Raw genomic sequence first — 14,065 nt, 5'->3', positions numbered from 1 at the left:
TGATCAAGCCGATCGCCATGGAAGATGGTCTGCGCTTCGCGATTCGCGAAGGCGGCCGTACCGTTGGTGCTGGCGTGGTTGCCAAGATCGTCGAGTAATCGACTTTCGCGGTAAAGGAAAAGGCCCTTCGGGGCCTTTTCTGTTTTATTGATCAAAAGTTGACACCCCCGGGGGGCATCCGTACAATCACGCCTCCTTTTAACGGGCGTAGTCCGTCCGTTGGGGATAGCAGAGATAGAGTCTGAGGTCAAAATGCAAAACCAACAAATCCGTATTCGGTTGAAGGCTTTTGACCATCGCCTGATCGATCAATCCACCCAGGAAATCGTGGAAACCGCGAAACGTACTGGTGCTCAGGTGCGTGGTCCTATTCCTCTGCCTACTCGCAAGGAGCGTTTCACCGTTCTGGTTTCTCCGCACGTCAACAAAGACGCGCGCGACCAGTACGAGATTCGCACTCATAAGCGTGTTCTGGACATCGTCCAGCCGACGGATAAAACCGTCGACGCGCTGATGAAGCTCGACCTTGCTGCAGGCGTGGAAGTGCAGATCAGCCTCGGCTAAAACCTGGCGGTTTTAGTCGTGTAACGCTCTGAAATGGGCGGCCATAGCGGGTGAAAGCCCCGTACACTCATGAGGTTTACAACATGACTATTGGTGTAGTCGGTCGGAAAGCGGGTATGACCCGTATTTTCACCGAAGAAGGTGTCTCCATTCCGGTCACGGTCATTGAGATCGAGCCGAATCGCGTCACCCAGTTCAAAACTGAAGAAAGCGATGGCTATCGTGCTGTGCAGGTAACCGTGGGCGAGCGTCGTGCTTCCCGCGTGACCAAGGCTCAGGCGGGTCACTTCGCCAAGGCTAATGTCGCTGCTGGTCGTGGCGTCTGGGAATTCCGCCTGGAAGAAGGCGAGTACCAGGCTGGCGATCAAGTGACTGCCGAGCTGTTCCAGGCGGGTCAACTGGTGGATGTCACCGGCGAATCCAAGGGTAAAGGCTACGCCGGTACCATCAAGCGCTGGAACTTCCGTGGTCAGGACAACACCCACGGTAACTCGGTTTCCCACCGTGCTCCGGGCTCCATCGGTCAGTGCCAGACTCCTGGCCGTGTATTCAAGGGCAAGAAAATGTCCGGTCATCTTGGCGCTGAGCGCGTGACCGTGCAGTCCCTCGAAGTGGTCCGTGTCGACGCCGAGCGTAATCTGCTGCTGGTAAAAGGTGCCGTTCCTGGTGCTACCGGTGGCGACGTGCTGGTGCGTCCGGCTGTCAAAGCTCGCGGTTAATAGGGGAAGCTGAGATGCAACTGAATGTAAATGGCGCTCAGGCTATCGAAGTCAGCGAGCGCACTTTCGGTGGTGAGTTCAATGAGACTCTTGTGCACCAGGCTGTCGTCGCCTACATGGCTGGCGGTCGTCAGGGTACCCGTGGTCAGAAGACTCGCGCCGAAGTCACCGGTGGTGGCAAAAAGCCGTGGCGTCAGAAGGGCACTGGTCGTGCTCGTTCCGGTTCCAGCGTTGGCCCGATCTGGCGTGGCGGTGGCGTAACTTTCGCTGCCAAGACTCAGGATCACAGCCAGAAGCTGAACAAGAAGATGTACCGCGCTGCTCTGCGCTCCATCCTCTCCGAGCTGGTTCGTCAGGATCGTCTGGTCGTGGTTGAAGACTTCGCTGTCGAAGCTCCGAAGACCAAGGCTCTGCTGGGCAAGCTGGACGGCATGGGTCTGAGCGATGTGCTGATCGTTACCGAAGCCGTTGATCAGAACCTGTACCTGGCTGCGCGCAACCTGCCGCATGTCGACGTTCGCGACGTCCAAGGCTCCGATCCGGTCAGCCTGATCGCCTTCGACAAAGTGCTGGTTACCGTGTCGGCCGTGAAGAAATTCGAGGAGCTGCTGGCATGAACCAGGAACGCGTATTCAAAGTGCTGGTTGGCCCGCACATCTCCGAGAAAGCCTCCGTGCTGGCAGATGGTAAGAGCCAATTCGTTTTCAAGGTTGCCGTTGATGCAACCAAGCTGGAAATCAAGAAGGCCGTAGAAAGCCTGTTCAGCGTCAAAGTGGACGAGGTCCGCACTGTCAATGTACAGGGCAAGACCAAGCGTACCGCTCGTGGCCTGGGCAAGCGTAACGACTGGAAGAAGGCGTACGTCTCCCTTCAGCCGGGCCAGGATCTCGATTTCACCAGCAGTGCTGAGTAAGGTAGGGGCGCATCATGGCAATCGTTAAATGCAAACCGACTTCCGCTGGCCGTCGTTTCGTGGTCAAAGTGGTCAATCAGGAGCTGCACAAAGGCGCTCCTCATGCTCCGCTGCTCGAGAAGAAGTCGAAGTCTGGCGGCCGTAACAACAACGGTCGTATCACCACTCGCCACATCGGCGGTGGCCACAAGCAGCATTACCGTCTGGTCGACTTCCGTCGCAACAAGGATGGCATTCCTGCCATCGTTGAGCGCGTGGAATACGATCCGAACCGTACTGCCCACATCGCTCTGCTGAAATATGCTGACGGTGAGCGTCGCTACATCATCGCGCCGAAAGGCGTGAGCGCTGGCGATCAGCTGGTATCCGGTTCCGCTGCTCCGATCAAAGTCGGCAACAGCCTGCCGCTGCGCAATATTCCGGTTGGTTCGACCATTCATGGTGTCGAGCTGAAGCCGGGTAAAGGTGCTCAGCTGGTTCGCTCCGCTGGTGCTTCTGCTCAGCTGGTAGCTCGTGAAGGTGCCTACGTCACTCTGCGTCTGCGTTCCGGCGAGATGCGCAAAGTCCTGGCCGAGTGCCGTGCGACTCTGGGTGAGGTTTCCAACTCCGAGCATAGCCTGCGTTCTCTGGGCAAGGCCGGTGCCAAGCGCTGGCGTGGTGTTCGTCCGACCGTTCGTGGTGTTGCCATGAACCCGGTTGATCACCCGCATGGTGGTGGTGAGGGTCGTACTTCTGGTGGTCGTCACCCGGTTTCGCCGTGGGGCTTCCCGACCAAGGGTGCGAAGACTCGCTCCAACAAGCGCACCGACAACATGATCGTTCGTCGCCGCAAGTAATTAGAGGGATACGACAGTGCCGCGTTCTCTGAAAAAAGGTCCTTTTATCGATCTTCACCTACTGAAGAAGGTCGAAGTGGCGGTGGAAAAGAACGATCGCAAGCCGGTTAAAACCTGGTCGCGTCGCTCCATCATTCTGCCGCAGATGGTCGGTCTGACCATCGCTGTGCATAACGGTCGTCAGCATGTTCCGGTCCTCGTGAACGAAGACATGGTCGGCCACAAACTCGGCGAGTTCGCTGGTACCCGCACTTATCGTGGGCACGTGGCGGACAAGAAAGCCAAGCGTTAAGGGGTAAGGAACGATGGAAGTAGCCGCTAAGTTGTCGGGCGCTCGCATCTCCGCCCAGAAAGCCCGCTTGGTCGCCGACCAGATCCGCGGGAAGAAGGTGGGCGAAGCGCTCAACCTGCTGGCTTTCAGCTCGAAGAAAGCCGCCGAGATCATGAAGAAAGTGCTGGAGTCGGCCGTTGCCAACGCCGAGCACAACGAAGGCGCAGACGTTGATGACCTGAAGGTCAGCACCGTTTTCGTCAACGAGGGGCGTTCGCTTAAGCGCATCATGCCGCGTGCCAAAGGCCGCGCTGATCGCATCGTCAAGCGGTCTTGCCATATCACTGTCAAGGTTGCGGACAAGTAACGGAGTCGATCAGATGGGTCAGAAAGTACATCCCGTTGGCATCCGCCTGGGAATCGTCAAGGAGCACACCTCCGTCTGGTACGCAGATAAGCGTCAATACGCTGATTATCTGCTGGCCGACCTGCAGGTTCGTGAGTATCTCCAGGACAAACTAAAAAGCGCGTCCGTTAGCCGTATCGACATCGCTCGTCCGGCTCAAACCGCACGCATCACCATCCACACCGCTCGTCCCGGCATCGTGATCGGCAAGAAAGGTGAAGATGTTGAGAAGCTGCGTCAGGACCTGACCAAGCAAATGGGTGTGCCGGTGCACATCAACATCGAAGAGATCCGCAAGCCGGAGCTCGACGGTATGCTGGTAGCGCAGAGCGTTGCTCAGCAGCTGGAGCGTCGCGTTATGTTCCGTCGCGCCATGAAGCGCGCCGTACAGAACGCCATGCGCATTGGTGCCAAGGGCATCAAGATCCAGGTGAGTGGTCGTCTCGGTGGTGCGGAAATCGCCCGTACCGAGTGGTATCGCGAAGGTCGTGTGCCTCTGCACACCCTGCGTGCCGATATCGACTACGCCACCTACGAGGCGCACACCACTTACGGTGTGATCGGTGTGAAGGTGTGGATCTTCAAGGGCGAGGTCATCGGTGGCCAGCTGGAAGAGTCCAAGCCTGCCGCTCCGGCGCCGCGCAAGAAAGCTGCTAAGTAAGGAGTACGCAACATGCTGCAACCTAAGCGTACAAAATTCCGCAAGCAGATGACTGGCCACAACCGTGGTCTGGCTCATCGCGGTAGCAAGGTCAGCTTCGGCGAGTTCGCGCTGAAAGCTGTTTCTCGTGGTCGTCTGACTGCTCGCCAAATCGAAGCAGCCCGTCGTGCCCTGACTCGTCACGTAAAGCGTGGCGGTAAAATCTGGATCCGTGTGTTCCCGGACAAGCCAGTTACCAAAAAGCCCCTCGAAGTTCGTATGGGTAAAGGTAAGGGCGGCGTGGAGTACTGGGTAGCCCAGATCCAGCCGGGCAAAGTGCTCTACGAGATCGAAGGTGTTCCGGAAGCGCTGGCGCGTGAGGCTTTCGCCCTGGCTGCTGCAAAGCTGCCGCTCGCCACCTCTTTTGTTAAGCGGACGGTGATGTGATGAAAGCGAATGAACTCCGTGAAAAATCGGTTCAGCAGCTGAACGAGCAACTGCTCGGTCTGCTGCGTGACCAGTTCAATCTGCGTATGCAGAAAGCCACTGGTCAGTTGGGGCAGTCTCACCTGCTCTCGCAAGTGAAGCGCGACATCGCTCGCGTGAAAACTGTGCTCAACCAGCAGGCAGGTAAGTGATCATGGCTGAAGCTGAGAAAACCGTCCGCACGCTGACTGGCCGTGTCGTCAGCGACAAAATGGACAAGACCATCACCGTTCTGATCGAGCGTCGCGTTAAGCACCCGATCTACGGTAAGTACGTTAAGCGCTCGACCAAGCTGCACGCTCACGACGAGACCAACCAGTGCAAGATCGGCGACAAGGTCACTATTCGTGAGACCCGTCCGCTGGCCAAGACCAAGAACTGGTCCCTGGTGGAAGTCGTCGAACGTGCCGTGGAAGTCTAAGGACTAAGGGTCGGAGAAAGATATGATTCAGACTCAATCCATGCTCGACGTCGCTGACAACAGCGGTGCTCGTCGCGTTATGTGCATCAAGGTCCTGGGTGGTTCGCACCGTCGTTATGCCGGTATTGGCGACATCATCAAGGTCACCGTGAAGGAAGCGATTCCGCGCGGCAAGGTGAAGAAAGGCCAGGTAATGACCGCTGTTGTGGTTCGTACCAAGCACGGCGTACGCCGCGCTGATGGCTCGATCATCCGCTTCGATGGCAACGCTGCTGTTCTGCTGAACAACAAGCAAGAGCCGATCGGCACCCGTATCTTCGGGCCGGTGACTCGTGAACTTCGTTCCGAGAAGTTCATGAAGATCGTCTCGCTCGCCCCCGAAGTGCTGTAAGGAGAAGCCGTCATGCAAAAGATTCGTCGTGACGACGAGATCATCGTGATCGCCGGCAAAGACAAAGGTAAGCGTGGCAAGGTGCTCAAGGTTCTCGCTGACGACCGTCTGGTCGTTGGTGGGATCAACCTGGTGAAGCGCCACACCAAGCCGAACCCGATGCTGGGTGCTCAAGGCGGTATCGTCGAGAAAGAGGCGCCTCTGCACGTCTCTAACGTTGCCATTTTCAACAGCGAAACCAACAAGGCTGACCGCGTTGGTTTCAAAGTCGAAGACGGCAAGAAAATTCGTGTCTTCAAGTCCACCCAAAAGCCGGTTGGCGCTTGAGAAGCATAGGTAAAACACCATGGCACGACTGAAAGAGATTTACCGGAAGGAAATCGCGCCCAAGCTGAAGGAAGAACTGAAGCTGGCCAACGTGATGGAAGTTCCGCGCGTTACCAAAATCACCCTGAACATGGGTCTTGGCGAAGCGATCGGTGACAAGAAGATCATCGAAAACGCTGTTGCCGACCTGGAAAAGATCACCGGTCAAAAGCCGATCGTGACCTACGCTCGCAAGTCCGTTGCTGGCTTCAAGGTTCGTGAAGGCTGGCCGATCGGTGTCAAGGTGACCCTGCGTCGCGATCGTATGTACGAATTCCTGGATCGCCTGCTCGCGATCTCCCTGCCGCGCGTGCGTGACTTCCGCGGCCTGAATGCCAAGTCCTTCGATGGTCGTGGCAACTACAGCATGGGCGTCAAAGAGCAGATCATCTTCCCGGAAATCGATTACGACAAGATCGATGCTCTGCGTGGTCTGGACATCACTCTGACCACCACCGCTCGTACGGATGATGAAGGTCGTGCTCTGCTGCGCGCCTTCAACTTCCCGTTCCGCAACTGATTGGAGTTTGGAACATGGCCAAAATGAGCATGAAAAACCGTGAGCTGAAGCGTCAGCAAACGGTAGCCAAGTACGCCAAAAAGCGTGCCGAGCTGAAAGCTGTGATTGCCAACCCGAACTCCACTCCGGAGCAGCGTTGGGAAGCCCAGGTAGCCCTGCAGAAGCAACCGCGTGACGCCAGCGCCAGCCGCCTGCGTAACCGTTGCCGCATCACTGGCCGTCCGCACGGCGTGTACCGCAAGTTCGGCCTCGGCCGTAACAAGCTGCGCGAAGCGGCGATGCGTGGTGATGTGCCGGGTCTGGTGAAAGCCAGCTGGTAACAAAAGCGAAGCCGGCCAAGTGCCGGCTTTGTTTTATCAATCAAGCCCCATTTGGGGCTTGATTCATTTTTGATCGATCTCTAGAATGTCCGGCTCTTCTGAGTCTGGCATTTTGTGTCGTCTCAGAGTGATTCCAGCCGCAAGGCTGTTCTTTTTGTTTAGGAGCATCTAGCCCATGAGTATGCAGGACCCGTTAGCGGACATGCTAACTCGTATCCGTAATGCCCAGATGGCTGAAAAGTCGGTAGTAAGCATGCCGTCTTCCAAGCTGAAGGTGGCAGTAGCCAACGTTCTCAAGAATGAAGGTTACATCGCGGGATACCAGGTCAGCAGCGACGTCAAGCCGCAGCTGTCCATCGAGCTGAAGTACTTCGAAGGCCGTCCGGTCATCGAGGAAGTGAAGCGCGTCAGCCGTCCTGGCCTGCGCCAGTACAAGTCTGTCGAGCAGCTGCCGAAAGTTCGCGGCGGTCTGGGCGTTTCCATCGTCTCCACCAACAAAGGTGTGATGACTGATCGTGCTGCACGTGCTGCCGGTGTCGGCGGCGAAGTGCTCTGCACTGTGTTCTAAGGGGGGATAAGCATGTCTCGCGTTGCTAAGAACCCCGTCAAGCTGCCGGCAGGTGTCGAGGTCAAACTCGCTGGTCAGCAGCTTTCGGTGAAGGGTGCCAAGGGTACTCTGGAACTGAACGTGCACTCGTCCGTGGAAGTGACCCAGGAAGCTGGTGAACTGCGTTTCGCTGCTCGCAATGGCGACCAGCAGAACCGTGCCATGGCCGGTACTACTCGTGCACTGGTCAACAACATGGTCATTGGCGTGAGCCAGGGCTTCGAGCGCAAGCTGCAACTGGTTGGTGTGGGTTACAAGGCCCAGGCTAAAGGCCAGGTGCTGAACCTCGCGCTGGGCTTCTCCCATCCGATCGACTACGAACTGCCGCAGGGCGTTACCGCCGAGACTCCGAGCCAGACCGATATCCTGATCAAGGGCATCGACAAGCAGCTGGTGGGTCAGGTAGCTGCGGAGATCCGCGACTTCCGTCGTCCTGAGCCGTACAAAGGCAAAGGCGTGCGTTATTCCGACGAAGTCGTACGTCGCAAAGAAGCTAAGAAGAAGTAGGGCATAGCAAATGAGCGAAAAGAAAGAAACTCGTCTGCGTCGCGCTCGCAAGGCACGCCTGAAAATGCGCGAGCTGGAAACCGTACGCCTCAGCGTGTACCGCTCTTCCCAGCACATCTACGCCCAGGTCATTTCGGCCGACGGCGCCAAGGTTCTGGCCAGCGCCTCGACCCTGGACAAAGAACTGCGTGACGGTGCCACTGGCAACGTCGACGCGGCCAAGAAAGTCGGCCTGCTGGTCGCTGAGCGCGCGAAAGCCGCTGGTGTTACCCAGGTAGCGTTCGACCGTTCTGGCTTCAAGTACCACGGCCGTGTGAAAGCGCTGGCTGATGCTGCTCGTGAAGGCGGGCTGGAGTTCTAAGTTATGGCAAATAACGAGCAAAAGCGCGATCGCGGTAATCGTGACGAAGCCCAGAGCGATGGTTACACCGAGAAACTGGTCCAGGTTAATCGTGTTGCCAAAACCGTAAAGGGTGGCCGTATCTTCACCTTCACCGCGTTGACCGTGGTGGGTGATGGCAATGGTCGCGTCGGTTTCGGTCGCGGCAAGTCCCGCGAAGTACCTGCTGCTATCCAGAAGGCTATGGAAGCTGCGCGTCGCAACATGATTCAGGTCGACCTGAACGGCACCACTCTGCAGTACCCGATAAAGTCCGTGCATGGCGCTTCCCGCGTCTTCATGCAGCCGGCTTCCGAAGGTACCGGCATCATCGCCGGCGGCGCCATGCGTGCTGTCCTGGAAGTGGCTGGTGTGCAGAACGTTCTGGCCAAGTGCTACGGCTCTACCAACCCGGTGAACGTGGTTTACGCCACCTTCAAGGGTCTGAAAGCCATGCAGTCGCCGGATTCCGTTGCTGCCAAGCGTGGTAAGAGCGTCGAGGAGATTCTCTGATCATGGCTACCGTAAAAGTCACTCTGGTGAAAAGCACCAACGGCCGTCTGGCCAACCATAAAGCCTGCGTTAAGGGCCTGGGCCTGCGCCGCATCGGTCACTCCGTCGAAGTTCAGGACACTCCTGAAAATCGCGGCATGATCAACAAGGCTTACTACCTGCTGAAGGTGGAGGGTTAATCATGCAACTGAACGATCTGCGTTCCGCGCCGGGTGCCCGTCGCGAGAAGCTTCGCGTAGGCCGTGGTATCGGTAGCGGTCTGGGTAAGACTGCTGGCCGTGGTCACAAAGGCCAGACCTCTCGTACCGGCGGCAAGATTGCTCCCGGTTTCGAGGGTGGTCAGCAGCCGCTGCACCGTCGTCTGCCGAAGTTCGGCTTCGTTTCCCTGAAGGCCATGGATCGCGCTGAAGTGCGCACTTCCGAACTGGCCAAAGTGGACGGCGATGTCGTTTCTCTGCAGTCGCTGAAGGATGCCAACATCATCAACCAGAGCGTACAGCGTGTGAAAGTCATGCTGTCCGGCGCGGTTGGTCGTGCGGTCACCCTGAAAGGTATCGCCGCCACCAAGGGTGCGCGTGCGGCTATCGAAGCAGCTGGCGGTAAGTTCGAGGACTAAATGGCTAAGCAAGGTGCTCTCTCTGCGCTCAGCAATGGCGGGTTGTCCGAGCTCTGGGCTCGACTGCGTTTCCTGTTCCTGGCGATCATCGTCTATCGGATAGGTGCGCACATTCCGGTGCCCGGGATTAACCCTGACCGTCTGGCGGATCTGTTTCGACAGAACGAGGGGACCATTCTTAGCCTGTTCAACATGTTTTCCGGCGGCGCGCTGGAGCGCATGAGCATCTTTGCACTGGGGATCATGCCGTACATCTCGGCATCGATCATCATGCAGCTCATGACCGCTGTCAGCCCGCAGCTGGAGCAGTTGAAGAAGGAAGGGGAAGCTGGCCGTCGCAAGATTAGCCAGTACACCCGCTACGGCACGCTGGTGCTTGCCATTGTTCAGGCTGTCGGCATGTCCGTTGGTCTGGCGGGGCAGGGCGTTTCGTTCACGACTGACTTCGGCTTCCACTTCGTGGCGGTGACGACTTTCGTGGCGGGCGCCATGTTCATGATGTGGCTGGGCGAGCAGATCACTGAGCGCGGCGTGGGTAACGGTATTTCGATGCTGATTTTCGCGGGTATCGTTGCCGGTCTGCCGAGCGCCATTGGTCAGTCCTTCGAGTCGGCGCGTCAGGGCGATATCAATATCTTCGCCCTGATTGCTATCGCACTTCTGGCGATTGCGATCATCGGTTTCGTGGTGTTCATTGAGCGTGGTCAGCGTCGCATTGCGGTGCACTACGCCAAGCGTCAGCAGGGTCGTAAGGTCTTTGCTGCGCAGACCAGTCACTTGCCGTTGAAAGTGAACATGGCGGGCGTGATCCCGGCCATTTTTGCCAGCAGTCTCCTGCTGTTCCCGGCCTCGCTGGGGACCTGGTTTGGTCAGTCCGAAGGGCTTGGCTGGCTGCAGGACATCTCGCAGGCCATCGCTCCCGGCCAGCCGTTGAACATTCTGCTGTTTAGTGCAGGGATCATCTTCTTCTGCTTCTTCTACACGGCTCTGATGTTCAATCCGAAGGACGTAGCGGAAAACCTGAAGAAGTCTGGTGCCTTTATTCCGGGCATCCGTCCGGGTGAGCAATCCGCGCGCTATATCGATGGCGTGCTGACTCGCTTGACCATGTTCGGTGCTCTGTACATGACGGCCGTGTGCCTGCTCCCGCAGTTCCTGCAGGTAGCAGCCAACGTTCCGTTCTACCTTGGCGGGACCTCGTTGCTGATCGTGGTCGTGGTTGTGATGGACTTTATGTCGCAAGTACAATCGCACCTCGTTTCGCACCAGTACGAATCCCTGATGAAGAAAGCCAACCTGAAGGGCTATGGCAGCGGCATGCTCCGCTGACATGGAATCCGTAAGGTTCTAGGAGTTACTGATGAAAGTTCGTGCATCGGTCAAGAAGCTGTGCCGCAACTGCAAAGTCATTCGTCGCGACGGCGTCGTGCGCGTGATCTGCAGCGCGGAGCCGCGTCACAAACAGCGCCAAGGCTGAGTGTGATTCACGCGTAATGAGCCCGGCAGCTAGTGCGCTGTCGGGTTGATTCTTTGTTATTACAGCGCTAATATCGCGCGCCCTATTTCTTGGCTTCCAGGGCGTGGGTAGCTGTCAATTGGAGTTCCACTGAATGGCCCGTATTGCAGGCGTCAACATTCCGGATAACAAGCACACTGTTATCTCGCTGACCTACATCTACGGTGTTGGTCGCACCACTGCGCAGAAAATCTGTGCAGCCACCGGCGTCAATCCGGCGGTAAAGATCAAGGATCTCTCTGACGAGCAGATCGAGCAGCTGCGTGGCGAAGTCGCCAAGTTCACCACTGAAGGTGACCTGCGCCGCGAAATCAACATGAAAATCAAGCGTCTGATGGACCTGGGCTGCTACCGCGGTCTGCGTCACCGCCGTGGCCTGCCGGTCCGCGGTCAGCGCACCAAGACCAACGCGCGCACCCGTAAGGGCCCGCGTAAGCCGATCCGCAAGTAATTGCGCCCGCGAATCGACAGGAATTAAGTCATGGCTAAGCCTGCTGCTCGTACTCGTAAGAAAGTCAAAAAGACAGTGGTGGATGGGATCGCCCATATCCACGCTTCTTTCAACAATACCATCGTGACCATCACTGATCGTCAGGGCAATGCTTTGTCCTGGGCGACTTCCGGTGGTTCCGGTTTCCGCGGCTCCCGTAAGAGCACTCCGTTTGCTGCCCAGGTAGCTGCTGAGCGTGCCGGTCAGGCTGCTCTGGAATACGGTCTGAAGAACCTCGACGTAAACGTCAAGGGTCCAGGTCCAGGTCGCGAATCCGCTGTGCGTGCTCTGAACGCCTGCGGCTACAAAATCGCCAGCATCACCGACGTGACGCCGATCCCGCACAACGGGTGCCGTCCGCCGAAGAAGCGTCGCGTGTAATAGGAGACAGTGAAGAATGGCTCGTTACATTGGTCCCAAGTGCAAACTGTCTCGCCGTGAAGGCACCGATCTCTTCCTGAAGAGTGGTGCGCGCGCGCTCGAATCCAAGTGCAACATCGAATCGGCTCCTGGCCAGCACGGCGCTCGCCGTGGTCGTCAGTCCGACTACGGTACCCAGCTGCGTGAGAAGCAGAAAGTCCGTCGTATCTACGGCGTGCTGGAGCGTCAGTTCAGCGGTTACTACAAGGAAGCTGCCCGCCGTAAGGGTGCTACCGGTGAGAACCTGCTGCAGCTGCTGGAGTGCCGTCTGGACAACGTGGTTTACCGCATGGGCTTCGGTGCTACCCGCGCTGAATCTCGTCAGCTGGTATCGCACAAAGCCATCACCGTGAACGGTTCGACCGTGAACGTCCCGTCTTACCAGGTCAAAGCTGGTGACGTCGTGGCTGTTCGCGAAAAGGCCAAGAACCAGCTGCGCGTTGCCCAGGCTCTCGAGCTGTGCGCCCAGCGTGGTCGCGTTGAGTGGGTCGAAGTAGATTCCGAGAAGAAGTCCGGCGTGTTCAAAAGCGTTCCGGTTCGTGGCGATCTGTCTTCCGACATCAACGAAAGCCTGATTGTCGAGCTCTACTCCAAGTAAGGGCTAGAAAATAGGTGCATCCATGCAGATTTCGGTAAATGAGTTCCTGACCCCCCGTCACATTGATGTGCAGGCGGTCAGTCCGACCCGCGCCAAGATCACCCTCGAGCCCCTCGAGCGTGGTTTTGGTCATACCCTGGGCAACGCGCTGCGCCGCATCCTGTTGTCCTCCATGCCTGGCTGTGCAGTAGTCGAGGCCGAGATTGACGGTGTGCTCCATGAGTACTCCGCCATCGAAGGTGTGCAGGAAGATGTCATCGAGATCCTGCTGAACCTGAAAGGCCTGGCCATCAAGCTGCACGGTCGTGACGAAGTCACCCTGACTCTGGCCAAGAAAGGCTCGGGTGTGGTCACCGCTGCCGATATTCAGCTGGATCACGATGTCGAGATCGTCAACGGCGATCACGTAATCGCCAATCTGGCGGACAACGGCGCTCTGAACATGAAGCTCACCGTGCGTCGTGGCCGTGGCTACGAACCGGCTGATGCCCGTCAGAGCGATGAAGACGAAAGCCGTAGCATCGGCCGTCTGCAGCTGGACTCCTCGTTCAGCCCGGTTCGCCGTGTGGCTTACGTGGTCGAGAACGCCCGCGTTGAGCAGCGTACCAACCTGGACAAGCTGGTTATCGATCTGGAAACCAACGGCACCCTGGATCCTGAAGAGGCCATCCGTCGTGCCGCGACCATCCTCCAGCACCAACTGGCGGCCTTCGTTGATCTGAAGGGCGACAGTGAGCCGGTAGTGGTCGAGCAGGAAGACGAGATCGATCCGATCCTGCTGCGTCCGGTAGACGACCTTGAACTGACCGTGCGTTCGGCCAACTGCCTGAAGGCGGAGAACATCTACTACATCGGCGATCTGATTCAGCGCACCGAAGTAGAGCTGCTCAAGACTCCGAACCTTGGCAAGAAGTCCCTGACCGAGATCAAGGACGTTCTGGCCTCCCGTGGTCTGTCCCTCGGCATGCGCCTCGACAACTGGCCGCCGGCAAGTCTGAAGAAGGACGATAAGGCTACTGCCTGATCGTCCGTAATCACCGAACCGAAAGTTTGGTAAGGAATTTCAATCATGCGTCATCGTAAAAGTGGCCGTCACCTGAGCCGCACCAGCGCACACCGCAAGGCTATGTTCCAGAACATGGCGGTGTCGCTGTTCGAACACGAACTGATCAAAACCACCCTGCCGAAAGCCAAGGAACTGCGCCGCGTTGCCGAGCCGCTGATCACTCTGGCCAAGGTAGACAGCGTTGCTAACCGTCGTCTGGCCTTCGACCGTACCCGTTCGAAAGCCATCGTCGGCAAGCTGTTCAACGATCTGGGCAAGCGCTACGCCACCCGTCAGGGCGGCTACCTGCGTATCCTCAAGTGCGGCTTCCGCGCTGGCGACAACGCCCCTATGGCGTATGTTGAACTGGTTGACCGCAAGGTCGCTGGTGAGGCTGTAGAAGCTGCTGAATAAGCACTTCTGTTGCGCAATAAAAAACCGGGCCTAGGCCCGGTTTTTTATTGTCCTGCGAACGCCAGAGCTTTTTGTTGAGGTCGGATTGATGGCTGGTTAGGCGCATG

The 14,065-nt window shown here is 57.6% G+C and carries 28 protein-coding genes and 1 pseudogene; all 29 read left to right on the top strand.

From position 1 onward, the window contains the following. Positions 1–98: pseudogene (locus tag P7A97_RS14570) on the top strand (elongation factor Tu); the annotation flags it as partial. Positions 99–252: 154 nt separating this feature from the next. Beyond that, positions 253–564 carry a 30S ribosomal protein S10 gene (rpsJ, locus tag P7A97_RS14565; RefSeq protein ID WP_003186070.1) on the top strand — a complete coding sequence of 104 codons (312 nt, stop codon included), beginning with the start codon at positions 253–255 and terminating at the stop codon, positions 562–564. An 83-nt stretch (positions 565–647) separates the two neighbouring features. Then, complete coding sequence (rplC, locus tag P7A97_RS14560; RefSeq protein WP_277690665.1) at positions 648–1,283, top strand: 50S ribosomal protein L3; 636 nt, start codon at positions 648–650, stop codon at positions 1,281–1,283. 14 nt (positions 1,284–1,297) lie between these two features. Further along, complete coding sequence (rplD, locus tag P7A97_RS14555; protein WP_277690664.1) at positions 1,298–1,900, top strand: 50S ribosomal protein L4; 603 nt, start codon at positions 1,298–1,300, stop codon at positions 1,898–1,900. Beyond that, positions 1,897–2,196 carry a 50S ribosomal protein L23 gene (gene rplW / locus P7A97_RS14550; protein ID WP_277690663.1) on the top strand — a complete coding sequence of 100 codons (300 nt, stop codon included), beginning with the start codon at positions 1,897–1,899 and terminating at the stop codon, positions 2,194–2,196. The genes rplD and rplW overlap by 4 nt, the downstream gene beginning before the upstream one ends. A gap of 14 nt (positions 2,197–2,210) precedes the next feature. After that, on the top strand, positions 2,211–3,032 hold the full coding sequence (rplB, locus tag P7A97_RS14545; protein ID WP_277690662.1) for a 50S ribosomal protein L2: 822 nt from the start codon (positions 2,211–2,213) through the stop codon (positions 3,030–3,032). Between the two features lie 16 nt (positions 3,033–3,048). Next, on the top strand, positions 3,049–3,324 hold the full coding sequence (gene rpsS, locus P7A97_RS14540) for a 30S ribosomal protein S19 (RefSeq protein WP_277690661.1): 276 nt from the start codon (positions 3,049–3,051) through the stop codon (positions 3,322–3,324). Between the two features lie 13 nt (positions 3,325–3,337). Continuing rightward, positions 3,338–3,670, top strand: coding sequence for a 50S ribosomal protein L22 (rplV, locus tag P7A97_RS14535; RefSeq protein WP_003103908.1), 333 nt, complete (start codon positions 3,338–3,340; stop codon positions 3,668–3,670). Positions 3,671–3,683: 13 nt separating this feature from the next. Next, complete coding sequence (gene rpsC / locus P7A97_RS14530; protein ID WP_277690660.1) at positions 3,684–4,370, top strand: 30S ribosomal protein S3; 687 nt, start codon at positions 3,684–3,686, stop codon at positions 4,368–4,370. Positions 4,371–4,382: 12 nt separating this feature from the next. Then, positions 4,383–4,796, top strand: coding sequence for a 50S ribosomal protein L16 (gene rplP / locus P7A97_RS14525; RefSeq protein WP_068829017.1), 414 nt, complete (start codon positions 4,383–4,385; stop codon positions 4,794–4,796). Then, positions 4,796–4,987, top strand: coding sequence for a 50S ribosomal protein L29 (rpmC, locus tag P7A97_RS14520; RefSeq protein ID WP_016490538.1), 192 nt, complete (start codon positions 4,796–4,798; stop codon positions 4,985–4,987). Before rplP ends, rpmC begins: the two co-directional genes overlap by 1 nt. Positions 4,988–4,989: 2 nt before the next feature. After that, on the top strand, positions 4,990–5,256 hold the full coding sequence (gene rpsQ, locus P7A97_RS14515; RefSeq protein WP_068829018.1) for a 30S ribosomal protein S17: 267 nt from the start codon (positions 4,990–4,992) through the stop codon (positions 5,254–5,256). Between the two features lie 22 nt (positions 5,257–5,278). Continuing rightward, entirely contained in the window at positions 5,279–5,647 is a 369-nt protein-coding gene (gene rplN, locus P7A97_RS14510; protein WP_225788815.1) for a 50S ribosomal protein L14, read from the top strand. Positions 5,648–5,659: 12 nt separating this feature from the next. Continuing rightward, a complete protein-coding gene (gene rplX, locus P7A97_RS14505) occupies positions 5,660–5,974 on the top strand; it encodes a 50S ribosomal protein L24 (RefSeq protein WP_068829019.1) in 315 nt (104 codons plus the stop codon). A gap of 19 nt (positions 5,975–5,993) precedes the next feature. Then, a complete protein-coding gene (gene rplE, locus P7A97_RS14500) occupies positions 5,994–6,533 on the top strand; it encodes a 50S ribosomal protein L5 (RefSeq protein ID WP_277690659.1) in 540 nt (179 codons plus the stop codon). 14 nt (positions 6,534–6,547) lie between these two features. Then, positions 6,548–6,853: a 30S ribosomal protein S14 gene (gene rpsN, locus P7A97_RS14495; RefSeq protein ID WP_160082924.1), complete on the top strand. Its 306-nt coding sequence runs from the start codon at positions 6,548–6,550 to the stop codon at positions 6,851–6,853. 175 nt (positions 6,854–7,028) lie between these two features. Beyond that, complete coding sequence (gene rpsH / locus P7A97_RS14490; protein ID WP_277690658.1) at positions 7,029–7,421, top strand: 30S ribosomal protein S8; 393 nt, start codon at positions 7,029–7,031, stop codon at positions 7,419–7,421. 12 nt (positions 7,422–7,433) lie between these two features. Further along, complete coding sequence (rplF, locus tag P7A97_RS14485) at positions 7,434–7,967, top strand: 50S ribosomal protein L6 (protein ID WP_277690657.1); 534 nt, start codon at positions 7,434–7,436, stop codon at positions 7,965–7,967. 10 nt (positions 7,968–7,977) lie between these two features. Further along, a complete protein-coding gene (rplR, locus tag P7A97_RS14480) occupies positions 7,978–8,328 on the top strand; it encodes a 50S ribosomal protein L18 (RefSeq protein ID WP_068829024.1) in 351 nt (116 codons plus the stop codon). A 3-nt stretch (positions 8,329–8,331) separates the two neighbouring features. Then, positions 8,332–8,859 carry a 30S ribosomal protein S5 gene (gene rpsE / locus P7A97_RS14475; RefSeq protein ID WP_277690656.1) on the top strand — a complete coding sequence of 176 codons (528 nt, stop codon included), beginning with the start codon at positions 8,332–8,334 and terminating at the stop codon, positions 8,857–8,859. Between the two features lie 2 nt (positions 8,860–8,861). Further along, complete coding sequence (gene rpmD, locus P7A97_RS14470) at positions 8,862–9,038, top strand: 50S ribosomal protein L30 (protein WP_273814661.1); 177 nt, start codon at positions 8,862–8,864, stop codon at positions 9,036–9,038. A 2-nt stretch (positions 9,039–9,040) separates the two neighbouring features. Further along, the gene (gene rplO, locus P7A97_RS14465; protein WP_277690655.1) at positions 9,041–9,475 is read left to right on the top strand and encodes a 50S ribosomal protein L15; all 435 of its coding nucleotides are present in this window, start codon (positions 9,041–9,043) and stop codon (positions 9,473–9,475) included. Continuing rightward, positions 9,476–10,804 (top strand): preprotein translocase subunit SecY, encoded by a 1,329-nt coding sequence (gene secY, locus P7A97_RS14460; RefSeq protein WP_277690654.1) that lies wholly within the window; start codon positions 9,476–9,478, stop codon positions 10,802–10,804. 31 nt (positions 10,805–10,835) lie between these two features. Next, positions 10,836–10,952, top strand: coding sequence for a 50S ribosomal protein L36 (gene rpmJ / locus P7A97_RS14455; protein ID WP_043217073.1), 117 nt, complete (start codon positions 10,836–10,838; stop codon positions 10,950–10,952). Positions 10,953–11,085: 133 nt separating this feature from the next. Next, positions 11,086–11,442, top strand: coding sequence for a 30S ribosomal protein S13 (gene rpsM / locus P7A97_RS14450; protein WP_277690653.1), 357 nt, complete (start codon positions 11,086–11,088; stop codon positions 11,440–11,442). Positions 11,443–11,472: 30 nt separating this feature from the next. Beyond that, positions 11,473–11,862, top strand: coding sequence for a 30S ribosomal protein S11 (gene rpsK / locus P7A97_RS14445; RefSeq protein ID WP_021702690.1), 390 nt, complete (start codon positions 11,473–11,475; stop codon positions 11,860–11,862). Positions 11,863–11,878: 16 nt separating this feature from the next. Further along, on the top strand, positions 11,879–12,499 hold the full coding sequence (gene rpsD, locus P7A97_RS14440) for a 30S ribosomal protein S4 (protein ID WP_277690652.1): 621 nt from the start codon (positions 11,879–11,881) through the stop codon (positions 12,497–12,499). Positions 12,500–12,521: 22 nt separating this feature from the next. After that, the gene (gene rpoA, locus P7A97_RS14435; RefSeq protein WP_277690651.1) at positions 12,522–13,523 is read left to right on the top strand and encodes a DNA-directed RNA polymerase subunit alpha; all 1,002 of its coding nucleotides are present in this window, start codon (positions 12,522–12,524) and stop codon (positions 13,521–13,523) included. 45 nt (positions 13,524–13,568) lie between these two features. After that, complete coding sequence (gene rplQ / locus P7A97_RS14430) at positions 13,569–13,958, top strand: 50S ribosomal protein L17 (protein ID WP_110683351.1); 390 nt, start codon at positions 13,569–13,571, stop codon at positions 13,956–13,958. The last annotated feature ends 107 nt before the right edge of the window (positions 13,959–14,065 follow it).

It is taken from the genome of Pseudomonas sp. GOM6 (assembly GCF_029537485.1).
Taxonomy (GTDB): domain Bacteria; phylum Pseudomonadota; class Gammaproteobacteria; order Pseudomonadales; family Pseudomonadaceae; genus Aquipseudomonas.
Note: the sequence above shows the minus strand (reverse complement) of the source record. Positions and strands in the feature narration are given on the sequence as shown.

Coding starts and splice junctions, on each gene's coding strand:
- rplP (WP_068829017.1), top strand. CDS start 4,383: ATGCTGCAACCTAAGCGTACAAAATTCCGCAAGCAGATGACTGGCCAC.
- rpsN (WP_160082924.1), top strand. CDS start 6,548: ATGGCCAAAATGAGCATGAAAAACCGTGAGCTGAAGCGTCAGCAAACG.
- rpmJ (WP_043217073.1), top strand. CDS start 10,836: ATGAAAGTTCGTGCATCGGTCAAGAAGCTGTGCCGCAACTGCAAAGTC.
- rpsC (WP_277690660.1), top strand. CDS start 3,684: ATGGGTCAGAAAGTACATCCCGTTGGCATCCGCCTGGGAATCGTCAAG.
- secY (WP_277690654.1), top strand. CDS start 9,476: ATGGCTAAGCAAGGTGCTCTCTCTGCGCTCAGCAATGGCGGGTTGTCC.
- rpsJ (WP_003186070.1), top strand. CDS start 253: ATGCAAAACCAACAAATCCGTATTCGGTTGAAGGCTTTTGACCATCGC.
- rpsE (WP_277690656.1), top strand. CDS start 8,332: ATGGCAAATAACGAGCAAAAGCGCGATCGCGGTAATCGTGACGAAGCC.
- rplX (WP_068829019.1), top strand. CDS start 5,660: ATGCAAAAGATTCGTCGTGACGACGAGATCATCGTGATCGCCGGCAAA.
- rpoA (WP_277690651.1), top strand. CDS start 12,522: ATGCAGATTTCGGTAAATGAGTTCCTGACCCCCCGTCACATTGATGTG.
- rplO (WP_277690655.1), top strand. CDS start 9,041: ATGCAACTGAACGATCTGCGTTCCGCGCCGGGTGCCCGTCGCGAGAAG.
- rplQ (WP_110683351.1), top strand. CDS start 13,569: ATGCGTCATCGTAAAAGTGGCCGTCACCTGAGCCGCACCAGCGCACAC.
- rplC (WP_277690665.1), top strand. CDS start 648: ATGACTATTGGTGTAGTCGGTCGGAAAGCGGGTATGACCCGTATTTTC.
- rplR (WP_068829024.1), top strand. CDS start 7,978: ATGAGCGAAAAGAAAGAAACTCGTCTGCGTCGCGCTCGCAAGGCACGC.
- rplN (WP_225788815.1), top strand. CDS start 5,279: ATGATTCAGACTCAATCCATGCTCGACGTCGCTGACAACAGCGGTGCT.
- rplF (WP_277690657.1), top strand. CDS start 7,434: ATGTCTCGCGTTGCTAAGAACCCCGTCAAGCTGCCGGCAGGTGTCGAG.
- rplW (WP_277690663.1), top strand. CDS start 1,897: ATGAACCAGGAACGCGTATTCAAAGTGCTGGTTGGCCCGCACATCTCC.
- rplB (WP_277690662.1), top strand. CDS start 2,211: ATGGCAATCGTTAAATGCAAACCGACTTCCGCTGGCCGTCGTTTCGTG.
- rpsM (WP_277690653.1), top strand. CDS start 11,086: ATGGCCCGTATTGCAGGCGTCAACATTCCGGATAACAAGCACACTGTT.
- rplV (WP_003103908.1), top strand. CDS start 3,338: ATGGAAGTAGCCGCTAAGTTGTCGGGCGCTCGCATCTCCGCCCAGAAA.
- rplD (WP_277690664.1), top strand. CDS start 1,298: ATGCAACTGAATGTAAATGGCGCTCAGGCTATCGAAGTCAGCGAGCGC.
- rpsD (WP_277690652.1), top strand. CDS start 11,879: ATGGCTCGTTACATTGGTCCCAAGTGCAAACTGTCTCGCCGTGAAGGC.
- rpmC (WP_016490538.1), top strand. CDS start 4,796: ATGAAAGCGAATGAACTCCGTGAAAAATCGGTTCAGCAGCTGAACGAG.
- rpsQ (WP_068829018.1), top strand. CDS start 4,990: ATGGCTGAAGCTGAGAAAACCGTCCGCACGCTGACTGGCCGTGTCGTC.
- rplE (WP_277690659.1), top strand. CDS start 5,994: ATGGCACGACTGAAAGAGATTTACCGGAAGGAAATCGCGCCCAAGCTG.
- rpsK (WP_021702690.1), top strand. CDS start 11,473: ATGGCTAAGCCTGCTGCTCGTACTCGTAAGAAAGTCAAAAAGACAGTG.
- rpsH (WP_277690658.1), top strand. CDS start 7,029: ATGAGTATGCAGGACCCGTTAGCGGACATGCTAACTCGTATCCGTAAT.
- rpmD (WP_273814661.1), top strand. CDS start 8,862: ATGGCTACCGTAAAAGTCACTCTGGTGAAAAGCACCAACGGCCGTCTG.